At 73.1% G+C, this 16,044-nt stretch carries 13 protein-coding genes; 1 reads left to right on the top strand and 12 read right to left on the bottom strand.

Going from position 1 to position 16,044, the window contains the following annotated elements; all coding sequences use genetic code 11:
- Positions 1–60 precede the first annotated feature (60 nt).
- From ACQPXG_RS24225 to ACQPXG_RS24170, 12 genes are all read right to left on the bottom strand, one after another.
- Positions 61–1,038 carry an N-acetylglucosamine kinase gene (locus ACQPXG_RS24225; protein WP_433461396.1) on the bottom strand — a complete coding sequence of 326 codons (978 nt, stop codon included), beginning with the start codon at positions 1,036–1,038 and terminating at the stop codon, positions 61–63.
- A complete protein-coding gene (locus ACQPXG_RS24220) occupies positions 1,038–2,294 on the bottom strand; it encodes a 6-phospho-beta-glucosidase (RefSeq protein ID WP_433461395.1) in 1,257 nt (418 codons plus the stop codon). Before ACQPXG_RS24220 ends, ACQPXG_RS24225 begins: the two co-directional genes overlap by 1 nt.
- A complete protein-coding gene (locus ACQPXG_RS24215) occupies positions 2,291–3,121 on the bottom strand; it encodes a carbohydrate ABC transporter permease (RefSeq protein WP_433461394.1) in 831 nt (276 codons plus the stop codon). Before ACQPXG_RS24215 ends, ACQPXG_RS24220 begins: the two co-directional genes overlap by 4 nt.
- Positions 3,118–4,095: a carbohydrate ABC transporter permease gene (locus ACQPXG_RS24210; protein WP_433461393.1), complete on the bottom strand. Its 978-nt coding sequence runs from the start codon at positions 4,093–4,095 to the stop codon at positions 3,118–3,120. Before ACQPXG_RS24210 ends, ACQPXG_RS24215 begins: the two co-directional genes overlap by 4 nt.
- Before the next feature lie 5 nt (positions 4,096–4,100).
- On the bottom strand, positions 4,101–5,450 hold the full coding sequence (locus ACQPXG_RS24205) for an ABC transporter substrate-binding protein (RefSeq protein WP_433461392.1): 1,350 nt from the start codon (positions 5,448–5,450) through the stop codon (positions 4,101–4,103).
- 39 nt (positions 5,451–5,489) lie between these two features.
- On the bottom strand, positions 5,490–6,725 hold the full coding sequence (locus tag ACQPXG_RS24200) for an ROK family transcriptional regulator (protein WP_433461391.1): 1,236 nt from the start codon (positions 6,723–6,725) through the stop codon (positions 5,490–5,492).
- 190 nt (positions 6,726–6,915) lie between these two features.
- Entirely contained in the window at positions 6,916–7,455 is a 540-nt protein-coding gene (locus ACQPXG_RS24195; protein ID WP_433461390.1) for a DUF1707 domain-containing protein, read from the bottom strand.
- Between the two features lie 131 nt (positions 7,456–7,586).
- A complete protein-coding gene (locus tag ACQPXG_RS24190) occupies positions 7,587–9,656 on the bottom strand; it encodes a hypothetical protein (RefSeq protein WP_433461389.1) in 2,070 nt (689 codons plus the stop codon).
- A gap of 79 nt (positions 9,657–9,735) precedes the next feature.
- Positions 9,736–10,953 carry an acyl-CoA dehydrogenase family protein gene (locus tag ACQPXG_RS24185; protein ID WP_433461388.1) on the bottom strand — a complete coding sequence of 406 codons (1,218 nt, stop codon included), beginning with the start codon at positions 10,951–10,953 and terminating at the stop codon, positions 9,736–9,738.
- Between the two features lie 70 nt (positions 10,954–11,023).
- Positions 11,024–12,109, bottom strand: coding sequence for a DUF3616 domain-containing protein (locus ACQPXG_RS24180; RefSeq protein WP_433461387.1), 1,086 nt, complete (start codon positions 12,107–12,109; stop codon positions 11,024–11,026).
- A 61-nt stretch (positions 12,110–12,170) separates the two neighbouring features.
- Positions 12,171–13,349, bottom strand: a complete 1,179-nt coding sequence (locus ACQPXG_RS24175; RefSeq protein ID WP_433461386.1) for a cytochrome P450 — start codon at positions 13,347–13,349, stop codon at positions 12,171–12,173.
- A 79-nt stretch (positions 13,350–13,428) separates the two neighbouring features.
- The gene (locus ACQPXG_RS24170) at positions 13,429–14,808 is read right to left on the bottom strand and encodes a KamA family radical SAM protein (RefSeq protein WP_433461385.1); all 1,380 of its coding nucleotides are present in this window, start codon (positions 14,806–14,808) and stop codon (positions 13,429–13,431) included.
- Positions 14,809–14,950: 142 nt separating this feature from the next.
- On the opposite strand from ACQPXG_RS24170, the gene ACQPXG_RS24165 reads away from it, so the two are divergent.
- Positions 14,951–15,997: a zinc-binding dehydrogenase gene (locus ACQPXG_RS24165; protein WP_433461384.1), complete on the top strand. Its 1,047-nt coding sequence runs from the start codon at positions 14,951–14,953 to the stop codon at positions 15,995–15,997.
- Positions 15,998–16,044: the final 47 nt, after the last annotated feature.

The raw sequence follows: 16,044 nt of genomic DNA, 5'->3' as shown, positions 1-16,044 counted from the left end.
CGGATCGCCTCGGCGGCCGTCCCGGCTCGGGATCACCCATTCGGCCCGCCCGGGGGCGGGTCAGCGGCGGCGGAAGGCGGCGCGCAGGGCCGCGTGCGCGGCCGGCGGGGCCTGCACGTGGTCGAGGGCCAGCAGCGCGGCGCCGAGCAGCGGGGGGTCCTCGGGGACGAGGAGGCGGGCGCGGGGCGCGAGGACGGCGTAGCGGGCGGCGACCGCCTCCGTCAGCCGCGGCCGGCGGGCGGCGAGGACGCCGCCGCCGAGCACGACGTCGGCCGGGGTGTCCAGCAGCCCGAGACGGCGCAGCGCCACCGACCCGAGGATCGCGATCTCCTCGGCGAGCCGCGCCGCGACCTCGCGGGCCACGGCGTCGCCGGCCTCGGCGGCGTCGAGGAGGACGGGCGCGAGCTCGGAGAGGCGGCCCTCACCGAACTCGCCGAGATGGATGCCGAGACCGACGTCGATGGCACGGTCCACGCCGAAGTGGGCGGCGACCGCGGTCGTCAGCGCCGTCTCCGGACCGCGCCCGTCCTCGCCGCGGACGGCGTGCCAGAGCGCCGCGCGCCCGAGCGCGCCGCCGCCGCCCCAGTCGCCGGTGTGCGCCCCGAGGGACGGGAACCGGGCGGTGCGGCCGCCGGGCGCGACCCCCGCGCAGTTGATGCCGGCGCCGCAGACCACGGCGACGCCCCAGCCTTCGGCGGCGCCGCTGCGCAGCAGCGCGAAGGTGTCGTTCCCGGCGGTCACGCTCGGCGCGGCGCCCCGGGCGAGCAGGAGTTCCTCAAGACGCTTCTCTTCACCCGGCAGGTCGACGTTGGCCATGTAAGCGGCGAGGTGGACGACGTCCCCGGCCGGGACGCCGGCGTCCCGCAGCGTGTCTGCGATGAGCGCGGTCAGCGTGCCGATGGCGGTGTCGAGCCCGGCGGCCTGCGGGCGGAACCCGTCCCCGCGCGCCGTGGCGAGGAGTTCGCCGCCGGTGGTGGCGACGGCGGCGTCGGTCTTGCTGTTGCCGCCGTCGACGGCGACGAGCACGCCCGCGGCCATCAGGCGGCCCACGGCAGGTGGGCGCGGTTGGCGGCGACCAGGTCGCGGGCGAGCCGCTCGGCCAGGTCGAACTGGCCGACCAGCGGGTGCGCGAGCAGCGCGGCGGTGACCCGGTCGACGCCGCCGCGCAGCGCCGCGTCCAGGGCCAGCTCCTCGTAGGCCGACACGTGCGCGATCAGCCCGGCGAACAGCGGCTCGACGGGCGGGACGGGCAGCGGTATCGCCCCGGACGCGGTGATCCGCGCCGGCACCTCGATGACCGCGCGGTCGTCCAGGAACGGCAGCGTGCCGCCGTTGCGGACGTTGACGACCTGCACGTCCCCGCGGCCCGCCAGCAGGGACGCGGCGAGCTGGACGGCGGCCTCGGAGTAGAAGGCCCCGCCGCGTTCGCCGAGCCGCGCGGGCTTGGTGTCCAGGGCCGGGTCGGCGTACAGGTCCAGGAGGTCGCGTTCGAGCGCGGCGACCTCCTCGGCCCGCGACGGGGCGCCGCGCTGCTCCTCGACCACGCGGTCGTGCGCGTAGAAGTAGCGCAGGTAGTAGGACGGGACGGCGCCGAGCCCGCGCAGGAACGACGCGGGAAGCCCGGAGACGGCGGCCAGGTCGTCCGGATGCCGGTCGAGGAGATCGGGCAGGACGTCGGTCCCGTCCAGCAGCACCGACCGCACCCAGGTGAGGTGGTTGAGCCCGGAGTGGCCGAGGCTCACCCGGCCGGGCGGGACGCCCAGCAGCGCCGCCGCGCGCCGCTGGAACCCGATCGCGACGTTGCAGAGCCCGACCGCGCGGTGCCCGGCGTCCAGCAGCGCCCGGGTCACGATGCCGACAGGGTTCGTGAAGTCGACGATCCACGCGTCCGGGGCGCGGGCGGCGACCCGGGCGGCGATGTCCAGCACGACCGGGACGGTGCGCAGCGCCTTGGCGAGCCCGCCCGCGCCCGTCGTCTCCTGCCCGACGCAGCCGCACGCCAGCGGGAGCGTCTCGTCCAGGTGCCGGGCCGCCTGCCCGCCGACGCGCAGCTGCAGCAGCACGACCGCCGCGCCCGCGACCGCCTCGTCCAGGTCGCCGGTGGTGCCGACTCTGGCGGGGTGGCCGGCGCGGGCGAGCATCCGCGCGGCGAGGCCGCCGACGAGCTCCAGCCGCCCGGCGTCGGGGTCGGCGAGCACCAGCTCCGACACCGGCAGCACCGCGTGCGCCCGCGCGAGCCCGTCGACCAGTTCCGGGGTGTAGGTCGACCCGCCCCCGATGACCGTCAGCTTCAACCCTTCACTCCCGTCAACGTCACACCCTGGATGAACACGCGCTGGGCGAGGAAGAACACCACCAGCACCGGCAGGATCGTCAGCAGTGTCGCGGCCATGGTGAGGTTCCACTCGACATGGTGGGCGGCGCGGAACGTCGCGACGCCGATGGCGAGCGTGGCGTTCTCCGGCTTGGCGTACACCAGCGGCCCGTAGTAGTCGTTCCAGCAGTAGAAGAACTGGAACAGCGCCACCGCGGCCAGCGCCGGCTTCGCCATCGGCAGGACGACCCGCAGCATCGTGCGCAGCTCGCCGCAGCCGTCCACCCGGGCCGCGTCGGCGTACTCGCGGGGGATCGTCACCAGGAACTGGCGCAGCAGGAAGATCGAGAACGCGTCCCCGAACAGGTTCGGGACGATCAGCGGCCACAGCGTCCCGGTCAGGTGGAACCGGGACCACACGATGTAGAGCGGCACCATCGTCACCTGGGGCGGCAGCATCATCGCCGAGATCACCACGACCAGCGCGAGATTGCGGCCGCGGAACCGGAAGCGGGCCAGCGCGTAGGCGACCGGGACGCTCGACACCAGCATGAACGCCGTGGACAGCGCCGCGTACATGGTGCTGTTGAGCGTCCACCGGACCATGTCGCCGCCGAACACGCGGTGGAAGTTGCCGAAGTGCCACTCCCGCGGCCACAGGTCGGCGCTGAGCGCCTGCCGGTCGCTCATCACCGCGGTGAGGAACATGAACACCAGCGGCGCGAGGAACATCGCCGCCAGCACGATCGCGACGGCGTGCGTCCCGACCCACAGCAGCGTCCGCCGGCTCCGCGCGCCGGAGGTCATGTCGCCTCCTCGCCGGCGAAGGCGTGGAACCGGCGCAGCAGCACCAGCGTGAACGCCATCGCCATGACGAACATGACCAGCGCGAGCACGCAGGCGTAGCCCATGTTGAACTGCCGGAAGCCCTCGTCGTACAGCCATTGCGGGAACGTCAGCGTCGACCCGTCGGGGTAGCCGGGCGCGAACTGGGTGCCGGGAAGGTCGGCCTGCCCGGCGGCGACCTTCCCGGCGACCATCGCCTGGGTGAAGTACTGCAGCGTCTCGATGACGCCGGTGACGGCGGCGAACGCCAGGACGGGCGAGATGGTCGGCAGCGTGATGTGCCGGAACCGCGCCCAGTGCCCGGCGCCGTCGATGGCGGCCGCCTCGTACAGCGACGCGGGGACGTTCAAGAGCGCCGCCAGCAGGATGATCATGACGTCGCCGACCGCCCAGAGGCCGAGCAGCCCGAGGCCGGGTTTGGCCCACGCCGCCTCGTTGAAGAAGTCGGGCGGGGTGACGCCGAGGTGGCGGGAGATCACCGGGACGGGGCCGGTGCCGGGGTTCATGACGAACACGAACGCGACCGTCGCCGACACGGGCGGGATCAGGTACGGCAGGTAGAAGACGGCGCGCAGCAGCGTCCCGCCCCGCCTGATCCTGGTGAGAAGCTGCGCCACGCCGAGCCCGAACAGCACCCGCAGCGGGACGAGCACCGCCACCAGCCACAGCGTGTTCCGCATCGCCTGCCACGCGTCGCCGTCGTGCAGCAGGTAGGTGTAGTTGTCCAGGCCGACGTACTCCAGCGTGAACAGGTTGTAGCGGGTGAAGGAGAAGTACACCGTGGCGGCCAGCGGGTAGGCGAAGAACAGCCCGAACCCCACCAGCCACGGGGACAGGAAGGCCAGCACCCGGAGCCGGCGGCGGCGCCGCGCCCGCGGCGCCGCCGCTTCGGGCAGGGTTCCCCGCAGCGGGAGGCGCAGTGTGCCGGGGGCCACCGGGCTCAGCCTCCGGCCAGCTTCAGCGAGTCGTCGACCTTGGCGTCGAGCTCCTTGAGGGCCGCGTCGAGGTCGCTCACCTTGCCCGGTTCCCACCGGTCCTGGACGAACTGCTGGAACTTCACTATGTAGTCGTTGCCGTTAGGGGTCGGCGGCGTCGTGGCGCTGTTCGGATTCTTGAAGACCGACAGGAAGGTCTGGAATTGCGGCGGCAGCCTCAGGTCCGGCGACGACAGCGAAGCGATCGTGGACGGCACGTTGCCGAGCGCGTTGGCGAACGTGACGAGCGCCGTGGTGTCGGTCGTCAGGTACTTCACGAACTCCCACGCCGCCGGGGCGTGCTTCGCGCCGCGCGGGACGCCGATGACGGTGCCGGCGACGAATCCGCTCCCGTACCGGGCCTCCTGCCCCTCGGGGACGGGTGCGGGAGCGGTGCCGTAGTCGACCTTCGGCGCCTCCTTCTCCATGAAGGTGGTGCGCCACTCGCCGTCGACGGCCATCGCGACCTTCCCCTGCTCGAAGGGGTTGGACGACTCGAACTCCTGGCCCATCGAGCGCAGGAACTTCTTGACGTTGTCGTAGCCGTACCAGTCGATGAGGCTCTTGTTCCACTTCAGGTACGCCTTGACTGCGGGGTCGGCGGCGTAACCCGCGTGCCCGTCCGGCGTGAGCCACCTGATGCCGAACTGGGTGGCGATGTGCTGCGGGACATGCTCGTAGTACTGGACGGACGGCATGAACCCGGCGACCTTGATCGTCCCGTCCGGGGCGCGGACGGTGAGCCTCTTGGCCAGCGCGGTCAGCTCGGTGAAGGTCTTCGGGGGCTGCTCGCCCTTCATCAGGGCCTTGTTGTAGTAGAGCCCGTAGGCGTCGGCCAGCAGCGGCATCGCGCACCGGACGCCCTTGTACTGCGTGTACTGCTGGACGGCTTTGGGGAACTGGTTCAGGTCCAGCTTGGACTCGGCGATGTAGGGCGAGAGGTTCTGCCAGGCGCCGCTGCGGCACCACTGCCCGACGCTGTCGGTGGTGAAGGACGACACCACGTCGGGTGGGTTGCCGCTGCGGATGGCGTTGGAGATGCGGTCGTCGGTCTGGTCCTTGACGAGCTTGACCGTGATGTTCGGGTGGGCCTTGTGGAAGCCGGCGACGGCGTCCTGGAACGCCTTCACCTCGTGCGGGGCGCTCCAGCCGTGCCAGACCTCGATGGTCTGCTTCTCGCCGGCCTTCGGGCCGCTGCCGGAGGCGCCGCCGCCCGCCGTGCAGGCGGCGGCGGTGAGGCCGAGCCCGGCGGCGGCGAGGGCGGCCGTCAGCCGGTGCGCGGCGGGGGTGGTCCGGTGCCGCGTCGATGTGCGCACTCCGGGTCTCCTTCGGGGGAGTGGGACGGCAGGGGAGGGTCAGGGGGCGGTGGTGGAGAAGACCACGTCGCGGGTCTCCCGGAGTGCCTGCTGGAGCGCCCCGGCCAGGACCGGGTTGCCCTGGACGGTGCTGAGCCGTACCTCGGGGCGCGGGATGGTCAGGCTGTGCAGGTGCTGTTCGACGCGCGCGCGGAGCGGTTCCCCTCCGGCGTGCAGGACATCGCCGGTCAGGACGACGAGCGATGGGTCGAGGACGGCCACGACCGTGGCGAGGGTGGCGCCGAGCCGGGTCGCGAGCTCGGTGAGGGCCCGTTCTGCGCGCGCGCCCGCGTCGGTGGCGGTGCGCTTGCCGGTGGGTATGCGTTCACCGGTGGCCTCCGTCTCGGCCGCGGCGCGGCCGAGGGCGGTGCCGGCGTCGCGTCCGCGGAAACCGTGCTCGCGCATCAGCTTCAGGACGGCCGCGCCGCCGGTGAGGCTGTGCACGCCGCCGGTGTGGGTCCGGCGGACGTCTCGCATCAGCGGCGCGCCCACCGCGGGCATGTAGCCGATCTCGCCGGCGCCTCCGGTCGTGCCCCGGTGCAGCGCGCCGTTCAGCACGACGGCCATGCCGACGCCGTCGGCGACCCACAGCAGCACGAAGTCGCGGGCCGCGGCGGCCTGTCCGCCGGCCCGCTCGGCGAGCGCGGCGAGGTTGACGTCGTTCTCGATGGCGACGCGCACGCCGAGCCCGCCGCTCAGCGTGCCGACCAGGTCGGGGATGTGCCAGCCGGGGATGTGCGAGGCGTACCCGAGCCGGCCGGTCGCCGGGTCGACGGCGCCCTGGATGCCGATGACTGCGCGGTCCAGGCCGCCTCTGCCGAGGCCGGCCGCGGCGGCGGCGCCGTCCAGCGCCGCGGCCATCCGGGCCACGACGTCCACGCCGGTGCGTCCCGGGGTCGGCAGCGTGTGCTCGGCCACGACCGTCCCCGCGAGGTCGGCGACGCTGACGCGGATCCGCGCCGGGGTGACGTCGGCGCCCGCGACGTGGGCGGCGGCGCCGTTGATCCGGTACAGCTCGGCGGTGCGCCCGGGCAGGCCCTCCCGGATCCCGTCCCGGACGACCAGCCCGGCCTGCTCCAGCCGGGCGAGCAGCTGCGAGGCGGTCGGCTTGGAGATCCCGGTGAGGCCGGAGATCTGCGGCCGGGTCAGCGGCCCCCGTTCCAGCAGTGCCTCCAGCGCGGCGCGGTCGTTGATGGCCCGCAGCAGGCTGGGGGTCCCCGGGACGGACACGGACACGACGGCGCCTCCGAGTTAAGAAGGTTTCCTAACTTGGAGAGAAAAGTAAGGACTCTTAACGAATACGTCAAGACCCGGACCGGTCATGGCCGTCCGGGGGAGGCGATCAGGATGCGCCGATCAGGTGCGGGTGATCAGGATGCGGTGGTCAGGGCGCGGTGGTCAGGGCGCGGTGGTCAGGGCGCGGTGGTCAGGGCGCGGTGACGATGAAGCTGGAGTTGCCGAAGCCGACCTCGTCGCCGGGCCGCACGCGGGCCGGGCCGGTCAGCCGCCACCCGTTCACCCGGGTGCCGTTCATCGATCCGAGGTCGGAGATCATCCAGCCCTCGTCCGCCCGGTAGATCTCGGCGTGGAACCGGGAGACGGTCAGGTCGGTGAGGATGAACTGGCAGCCGGGCGCGCGGCCCACGACGATCCGGCCGAGCTCGCGCGGCGGCAGCATGAACCGCGGCAGCCGGGGCCCGCGCCACGCGGCCTCGATCCGGGCGGTCACCTGCGACACCGAGGAGATGATGCCGGTCAGGCGGTTGACGACACGGCCCGTCGGCGGCAGATCGTGCACGATCTCGGCCAGCTCGGACCGGCTGCGCGCCTGCAGCACCTGGTCGACACGGCGCTCGAACGTCTCGTTCGACATCCGGCCCTCGGCCACGCGGTCGCTGAGGACGCGCAGCACCCGGTCCCGTTCCGTGTCGGACGCTCTCACCGGGAATGAGGGCTGTCCGTCCATAGTCGTGAGTATCCAGTCCCCATCGTCGGCTGTCCAGAAAGCCCGCAGGCCCCCCGGGGGCGGGCGATCGCCCTCACCCGCCCCCCACCTGTTCGATGCCCGCCGCCGCCCGGAAGTTCGGCGGCGGCGGGTCAGTTCGGCGTCAAGGTGCCGAGGAGTTCCCGGGCCTGCCCGGCGAAGGTCGCGTCCTCCGTCCGGACGGCTCGCCCGAGGTGCTTCACCGCCCGTTCGGTGTCGCCGCCGGCGGCGGCCATCTCCCCGAGGCGGAAGCACGCCTCGGCGACCAGCTCGGGCAGGTCGGTGACCTTCAGCATCCGCTCGTACCAGTGGCGCGCGCCGGCCCGGTCGCCGACCAGGTAGTGCAGCTCGCCGAGATGCCCGGTAGCGAGCGGGGCGTGCCGGTCGTGGGCGTTCATGGCCCGCTCGTACCAGCGCAGCGCCTCGCCGACGTCCCGCGCGGCCTTGGCCGAGCCGCCGAGCAGCATTGCGGCGTACCCTTCGGCGTGCGCGTGGCCGGCGTCCACCGCCTCCAGCAGGTGGGGCCGCGCGGCCTCGTCGTCGCCGCGTTCGGCCGCCACCCAGCCGAGGCCGAGCAGCGACCACGGTTCGCCGGGCTTGAGGCTTAGGCAGGCCTGGTAGGCCGCCTCGGCCTCGTCGAGGTCGCCGCTGCCGCCCCGGGTGCGGGTCATGTCCGCCACGCGGACGCCGGCGGCGTACCTCAGGTCGAGGTTCCCGCCTCCGTCCTCCAGACTCTCCGCGAGACGGTGGGCGCCGCGTGCCGCGTCCACGGCGCCGTCGAGGTCCCCGCTCCGGTACAGGAAGCGCGACAGGGAGAGGCCGTCGGACGCGGCGTCGGTGGCGGTGCCGTGCTCGATCGCCCGGCGGTAGGCGTCGGCGGCGGCGGCCGGGGGCGTCGCCCAGTCCTCCAGCCGCTTCGCGGTCCTGCGCCAGACACGCGCTTTCGCGGCCGCGTCGTCCGCGCGGTCGGCGAGCATCCCGGTGAGGGTCGTGATGTCCTCGACGTCGTAGGACTTGTCGAGGCGTTCGCGAAGCTTCTCCGCGGAGGGCTGCCCGGCCTCCGGCACGGCGACCGGGGCGCCCGGCTCGAACAGGTGTATCTCGCCGCCGTAGCCGTTGTGGTCCTCGATGACGCCGGCGGCGAGCACCCTGCCGTCCGGCGACCAGTCCAGGTGGGAGACGTAGCGGTGACCCTTCGGCCGGCAGCGCATGAGGAGGGCTTCGTCCTCGGCGCGCCGGAGTTCGATCCGCTGGGGGCGGCCGAAGCCGTCGCCGCCGATCGTGGCGAGATACGCGCCGTCCGGCCGGACGGCGTCCTGTGTCCAGGCCTTCGCCGGTTCGCCGGGCGCGTCCGTGAGCTCGACGAACCGGCCGGCGTCCACGTCGTACGCGGTCGCGGGCGGCTCGTCGTCTTCGGACTCCGGCGGGCGGGCGGTCAGCAGGTGGGTCCCCGGCACCCATTGGACGTCCTGCCCCCACGGGACGCCGGCCCGCTCGGGGATGCGGGTGTGCTCGGTCCAGCCGGCGGTTCGGTACACGACGAGCTCGCATGCCTGGCTGGTCATGGCGAGGTACTCGCCGTCGTCGGAGAACGTCAGGTCGCTGGGCGTGGCGGCGTCGGCGCCCGTGCCGGGGAACGGGTCGAGCCTGCGTGCCGCTCCGCGCAGGTCGATCACGGCCGGCGCATCAGGATCGGTGACCTGGTCGGCATTGGTGACGTAGACCGTCGTCCCCCAGGAGTCGCCAGGGGTGAGCGACTCCAGCCAGCGCGGGTCGGTGACGTGGACCTCGTAGTCGGCTTGGACGAGCCGGTCCTCGTTCACCCAGCCGCCGTCGCGCTCGTAGTAGAAGTCGTGCAGGTCCTCCCAGGCGTCGTCCTTGGCCGGGTGGTTGCGGGCGGCGACCCTGTCGACGCGGCGCACGTACAGGTGGGAGTTGGCCTCACCCCAGTCCACGTCCAGGAAGTCGTCCAGGCTCACGGCCTGCAGCGCGTGCCACTGCTTGATCGGCCGGTCGTGCGCGGCCTCCCACAGGATGCGGAAGAAGAAGCCGACGTCGCCGTCCGGCAGTGGCGCGTGACTCCTGTCGTGGACGTCGTAGTACACGACGAAGATGCGGAAGAGTGCGCGCAGTTCGCCGGGGGCGACGTCCAGGACGCGGGCGCCGTACAGGTCGGTGGACATGCGGGGCCTTTCCAGGGGGACCGTCGGAGCTTCATGATCACAGAGGGGTCCGACGGTTCGCCGGGAAACGGCGGGAGTGTCAGCGGGAGAGCAGGTCGCGGGCGATGTGGGTGACCTGGATCTCGTCGGTGCCGGCGTAGATCTGGAACGACTTGGCGTCGCGGGCGAGTTGCTCGACGCGGTACTCGCTCATGTAGCCGTTGCCGCCGAACAGCTGGACGGCCTCCTGGGCGGCCTCGCTGGCGGCCTGCGCGGCGTAGAGCTTCATCGCGGACGCCTCGGCGAGGGTCGGGGTGCGGCCGGAGCGCTGCATCTCGATGTGCCGGAACACCAGGTTCTGGACGTTGAGCCGCGCGACCTCCATCTTGGCCAGCTTCAGCTGGATGAGCTGGAAGTCGCCGATGCGCTGCCCCCACAGCTCGCGGGTCTTGGCGTACTCGACCGACAGCCGCAGGCACTCCTCGATGACGCCGAGGGCCATCGCCGCGACGCCGGCGCGCTCGGTGACGAAGTTCTGCCTGGCCGACTCCTTGCCGCCCTGGGAACCGGACGTGAGAAGCCGGTCGGTGCCGGCGCGGACGTCGTTGAGGAACAGCTCGCCGGTGGGGGAGGAGTGCAGGCCCATCTTGCGCAGGGGCCTGCTCTGCTCCAGGCCCTCCATGCCGCGGTCGAGGACGAAGGTGAGGATCTCCCGGTCGCGGGGATCACGGCCCGCCGGGCCGCGGTCGTCGTCGAGCTTGCAGTAGAAGACGATGGTGTCGGCGTAGGGGCCGTTGGTGATGAAGGTCTTGCTTCCGTTGAGGACGTACTCGTCGCCGGACCTCCTGGCGGTCGCCTGCATGCCGCCGAAGGCGTCCGATCCGGAGTTCGGTTCGGTGATCGCCCAGGCGCCGACCTTCTCCATGGTGAGCAGCGAGAGGGCCCAGCGCTCCTTCTGCTCCGGGGTGCCGCGCTTCATGATCGTCCCGGCGGCGAGGCCGAGGCTGACGCCCATCGCCGAGACCAGGCCGGGGGCGACCTTGCACAGCTCGATGATCGGCAGCATGGTCATCGCCACGTTGCCGCCGCCGGACCGCCCCTCGTCGAGGGAACCACCCCCGCGCTCCTTGGCGATCCGGGCCTGGAAGGACGAGCGGGCCATCTCGTCCAGCCCGAACGTCTTGTACAGGCCGCGGAGCAGGTCGTACGGCGGGAGGTCGCCCGACTCCAGCGCGTCCAGGCTGGGCCTGACCTCCGCGTCGATCCAGCCGCGCACCGCGTCCCGGATCATCAGGTCTTCCTCGGACCACTCGATCATGCGCTGCCCCGCCCTTCGACTCCCGCCGTTGCAGGACCCATCCAAGCAGAGCATGCAAGCGAACGCTTATTCAGGTCCCCTCGCCGAGGTCGATCACGTCGGCGAGGACGCCGCCGTCCGCCGTGAGCCGCCCGGGGGAGGGGCTGTCGTAGACCACCAGCACGCGGGTGCCGCGGGCACCCGGCTCGTCCAGGACGGCGATGCCCTCGGCGTGGTCGTCCCCGTCGCCGTGGGGGAGGTCGCCCAGGACCTCCAGCTCGCCGGCGGTGACGATCTCGGGCGCGTCGGCCTTGGCCGCGTCCCGCCACCGCACGACCCGCACCGGGCCGTCCAGGTCCATGCTCGGCCCGGTGAGGATCAGCAGGTCGTCGCCGTGCGGGCACAGGTCGCGGACGCCGAGGCCGCGCAGGTCCAGGAAGTGGGTGCGGTAGAGGTCCTTGCCGTCGCCCAGCGGCAGCGCCCGCAGCCGCCGCGGGTCGCCCGGATGCGTGCCCGGGCGGATCTCCACCAGCACCGCCCAGCCGCGCAGCACCGGTCCGCGCAGGCCGATGTAGAGGCGGTCGCCGTGGGCGGCCACACCCTCGATGTCGATGCCGTTGTCCTTGCTCGGGATGGACAGGAACGGCGCGAGGTGCGGGTCGTCCTCCAGGAGGTCGGTGATGGAGTCCTTGTCCAGCCCGAGGACGGCCGCGGTGCGGTCCCCGTCCTCGCGGACGACGCGGGGCAGCCCGTCCTCCCCGGTGACCAGGGGCAGCCGGGCGAGGATGTACCGGTTGTCCTCGCGGACGACGGTGGCCAGCCGCTTGCGCGCCTTCGCGGCGCTCTGCCCGGCCTTGATCTTCTTGCGTTTGAGGCTGTGCGAGCCGATCGCCCACAGCCAGCCGTTGGCGCGGGCGAGGCCCTCGATGTCGGCCTCCTCGCCGGGGCCGCCCGGGAGCGGGACGAGGTCGGCGAGCGCGGCCGTGACCTGGTCGGCGTAGCCGGTGACGCGCCCGTCCTCGTCCACGGTGGCGGTGAGCCGCTCGATGGTGGCCGTCTCGTCGCCCGCGACCCACAGGCAGCGGCCGTCCTGGCGCACGGCGGACAGGTTGGTGTGCGTTCCGGCCTCCCGGCTTTCCAGCCCGAAGCGCAGCTCGACCCGGCGTTCCTCGATCATTGGTGCATGGTCCCACAGCGGCGGGGCCCGAGGGGCCGCCCGGAGCGTGCCGGACCGGCCGTCAGGCGTCCCAGCGGACGTGCAGCTCCGGGGGCCTGCGGAACACCAGGCCGCGCGGGCGGGCGGGACGGGACGGGTCGAGCCGCAGCCCGGGCAGCCGCTCCAGCAGCGCGGCGAGCGCGGTGCGGGCCTCCAGCCGGGCCAGGTGGGCGCCGAAGCAGAAGTGCGGTCCGTGCGCGAACGCCAGGTGCTCGGCCACGTTGGCGCGCCGCGGGTCGAACCGGTCCGGGTCGGGGAAGACCGCCGGGTCGCGGTTGGCGCCGGCGATCGACACGCGCACGAGGTCGCCGGCCGGGACGGGCGTCCCGCCGAGGTCGGTGTCGCCGGTGGCGTACCGGTCGACGACCGACGCGGAGGGCTCCAGCCGCAGCGACTCCTCGATCGCGGCGGGCAGCAGGTCGCGGTCGTCCAGCACGAGCCGGAGCTCGCCGGGGTGCCCGAGCAGGTGGTGCACCGCGTTGGCGATCATGCCCTCGGTGGTGTCGATGCCGCCGAACATGAGGATCGCCGCGTTCGCGACGACCTCGGCGGTGGTCAGGCCGCCGCGCGCCGCCTCGGCGAGCGGCGACCCGGGCCGGGACGCGTCGATCGCCTCCTCGACCGCCGCGCGCAGCAGCCGGTACGCCTCGCCGGCGCGCTCCGGAGCCTCGCCGCCAGCGGTGATGGCCGACACCGCCTCGACGAACGCGCCGTACCAGGACCGGACGGTCGCGGCGTCCACGCCGTACAGCCCGAGGGTCTCGGCGACGACCGCGACGGCGAGCGGCCCGGCCAGCTCGCCGCGCAGCTCGGCGCGCCCCGCCGGCGCGAGCCCGCCGACGAGCCGGTCGACCTCGGCCTCGACGAACGCGGTGAACCGCTCCCGGGTCGGCGCCGGGCGGAACGGCCGGGCGAACGCGTCGCGGTGCCGCGTGTGGACGGGGCCGTCCAGCGACAGCATGCTCGGCCCGACGACCCGGGCGGTGGAGAAGCGCGGATCGTCCACGGTGAACGCCGCCGGGTCGCGCATGACCCGCAGGGCCAGGTCGCGGGAGGTCACCAGCCAGCCGCCCAGCGCGGGCAGCCACGAGACGGGCTCGCGCTCCCGGAGCCGCGCCAGGTGCGGATGCGGGTCGTCCTCGAGGTCGGCGGCGGTCACCGAGGCGCCGACCGGAAACCGGGCGATCAGGTCGGAGGTCACCCCTCCGAGCATATTCCGCCGTGCTCCTGATCTACGCCATGTTTCTGATCTACAATGTAAAGGCGCCGGGTGGGACGGCTCAGGCGGCCCTCGACCGCTCCCGCCACCACTCCCGGCCCTCCTCCGGCAGCGTGTAGATCGGGTCGTGGTACTCGTACCGCCTGGTCAGCGCGTCCGGGTCGGACAGTTCCAGGCCGGTGCGGTAGTTCTTCGTCCAGTAGGAGATGCCGCGCTCGCGGTCGTAGCCGGCGAGCTGGTGCACCCACCGCTTGCCGACGTAGGGGACGTCGCAGACGATCCGCGGCGTGGCGAAGCCGGGCAGGTAGCCCATGATGGCGTGCTGCAGCTCCTGCGCCTCCCAGACGGCGAGCCGCCAGTGCTCGCTGTTGGGGATCATGTCGCACATGTACAGGTAGTACGGCATGATCCCGGCCTCGTCGAGCAGCGCGAACGACAGGTCGAGCAGCGCCTCCGGCGTGTCGTTGACGCCGCGCAGCAGGACGCCCTGGTTGCGCACGTCGCGGATGCCCGTGTCGAGCATCGCGCGGGCGGCCTTGGCGACCAGCGGCGTCAACGACTGGGCGGCGTTGACGTGGGTGTGGATCGCGATCTGCGCGCCGCGCTCCTGCGCCTTCGTGGCGAGGCGCTCCATGCCGGCGCGGACGTCGTCCTGCAGCCAGTGCTGCGGCATCCCCATGAGCGCCTTGGTGGCGAGGCGGATGTCGCGGATGTTGTCGATGTCCAGCAGCGAGTCGACGAACGACTCCAGCCGCGGCCACGGCATGTTGGCGACGTCGCCGCCGGAGACGACCACGTCGCGGACGCCCGGGGTGCGGCGCAGGTAGTCGAGCATGGCGCCGAGCCGGTCCGGCGGCTTGATGGTGAACTTGTGCTTGTCGACGTTCGGCGTGGAGTTGCCGACCAGGTCCATGCGGGTGCAGTGCCCGCAGTACTGCGGGCAGGTCGGCAGGAGCTCGGCCAGCACCTTGGTGGGGTAGCGGTGGGTGAGGCCCTCGACGGCCCACATCTCGGCCTCGTGCAGCGAGTCCCGGGAGGCGTGCGGGTGGGACGGCCAGTCGGTGCGCCGGTCGCTGAGCACCGGGAGCATGTAGCGGCGCACCGGGTCGGCGTAGAAGGCCGCGGTGGACGAGGCGTCCATCGTGTTGAGCATCTGCGGCGGCAGGAGCATCGACATCGTGGCGCGCTCGGCCTGGTCGCGCTCGAGGTCGGCGTAGAACGACTCGTCGAGCAGGTCGCCCATGACCTTGCGGAGCTGCCGCAGGTTCTTCACGCAGTGGGCGCGCTGCCACTGCGCCGACTCCCATTCGGCCTGCGTGACGTCCCGCCACCCGGGCAGCCGCCGCCAGTCGGGCTCCTCCAGGGGCCGGCGCCGGTAGACGTACGGCTGGCGTGCGGTCTCGTCGGACGGTACGGCGTCCGGGTGCAGGGCAGTGGTCATTCTCGACCGCCTCCTCGCCTCACATTGATCGCATAAAAGTCTTGTGTACCGCCGACATTACGGGAAGACTTTCGATGAAACCAGTGGTGTTCTGGATATCTTGCGCCACGTCAGGGGAAAACGGGAGAGAGGCGGGACGGCGATGACCGAAGGCGGGACCGGGACGGCGGTGGGGCTGCACCGGGTGCTGGAACCCGCGGGAGTGCTGCCGCAGGCCGCGCACCGGCTGGACCCCGACCCGCGGATCCGGCCCGACGAAGTGCGGATCTCCGTCGAGCGCCTCAACCTGGACGCCGCCTCCTACCGGCAGCTGCACACCGCGCACGGCGGCGACCCGGACGCGATCCGCGCCGAGGTGCTGCGGATCATCGGCGAGCGCGGCAAGATGCACAACCCGGTCACCGGCTCGGGCGGCATGCTCGTCGGCGTCGTGGACGAGGCCGGCCCGGAGTCGCCGGTCGGCCTGGCGCCCGGCGACCGCGTCGCCACCCTGGTGTCCCTCACCCTCACCCCGCTGGCGATCACCGACGGCCTGGCCGGATGGGACGGTCGGTCGGAGCAGGTGCCCGCGAGGGGGCACGCGATCCTGTTCGCGCGCTCCATCGCCGCCGTGCTGCCCGGCGACCTGCCGGTGCCGCTGGCCCTCGCGGTCATGGACGTTTGCGGCGCGCCCGCCCTGACGCACCGCGTCGTCGCGGCGCAGAAGGGAGCGCCGGCGGTCCTGGTGCTGGGCGCCGCCGGCAAGAGCGGATGCCTGGCGCTCGCCGCCGCCCGCCGCGCGGGCGCCGCACGCGTCATCGGGCTGGTGCCCACCGCCGCGGAGGAGGAGCGGCTGGCCGCCACCGGTCTCGCCGACGTCGTCGTCCGCGCCGACGCCCGCGACCCCGTGGCCGTGGCCGCGGCCGTCGGGGAGCCCGCCGACGTCACCGTGGTGTGCGTGGACGTGCCGGGCTGCGAGCACGGCGCGATCCTGGCCACCGCGCCGGGCGGCACCGTCGTGTTCTTCTCGATGGCGACCTCGTTCCCGGCGGCCGCGCTCGGTGCCGAGGGGCTGGCCGCCGACGTCACGATGCTCATCGGGAACGGCTACGTCCCTGGGCACGCCGAGACGGCGCTGGAACTGGTCCGGTCGGAACCCGCCGTGCGCGCGCTGTTCACCTCCCGGACGGGTGCGGATTCGGCAGAATGACCGGGAACGCCCCACGGTCGCGGCGGGCGGGCGGCGGCGGGGTCACC

The sequence above is a fragment of the Spirillospora sp. CA-128828 genome, assembly GCF_050945415.1.
Classification (GTDB): domain Bacteria; phylum Actinomycetota; class Actinomycetes; order Streptosporangiales; family Streptosporangiaceae; genus Spirillospora.
This window is presented reverse-complemented; position numbering and strand designations above follow the sequence as displayed.

What these genes read in the sequence shown, in the direction of transcription:
- ACQPXG_RS24165 (WP_433461384.1), top strand. Translation starts at nt 14,951, where the DNA reads ATGACCGAAGGCGGGACCGGGACGGCGGTGGGGCTGCACCGGGTGCTG.
- ACQPXG_RS24185 (WP_433461388.1), bottom strand. Translation starts at nt 10,953, where the DNA reads ATGATCGAGTGGTCCGAGGAAGACCTGATGATCCGGGACGCGGTGCGC.
- ACQPXG_RS24225 (WP_433461396.1), bottom strand. Translation starts at nt 1,038, where the DNA reads ATGGCCGCGGGCGTGCTCGTCGCCGTCGACGGCGGCAACAGCAAGACC.
- ACQPXG_RS24195 (WP_433461390.1), bottom strand. Translation starts at nt 7,455, where the DNA reads ATGGACGGACAGCCCTCATTCCCGGTGAGAGCGTCCGACACGGAACGG.
- ACQPXG_RS24180 (WP_433461387.1), bottom strand. Translation starts at nt 12,109, where the DNA reads ATGATCGAGGAACGCCGGGTCGAGCTGCGCTTCGGGCTGGAAAGCCGG.
- ACQPXG_RS24215 (WP_433461394.1), bottom strand. Translation starts at nt 3,121, where the DNA reads ATGACCTCCGGCGCGCGGAGCCGGCGGACGCTGCTGTGGGTCGGGACG.
- ACQPXG_RS24170 (WP_433461385.1), bottom strand. Translation starts at nt 14,808, where the DNA reads ATGACCACTGCCCTGCACCCGGACGCCGTACCGTCCGACGAGACCGCA.
- ACQPXG_RS24190 (WP_433461389.1), bottom strand. Translation starts at nt 9,656, where the DNA reads ATGTCCACCGACCTGTACGGCGCCCGCGTCCTGGACGTCGCCCCCGGC.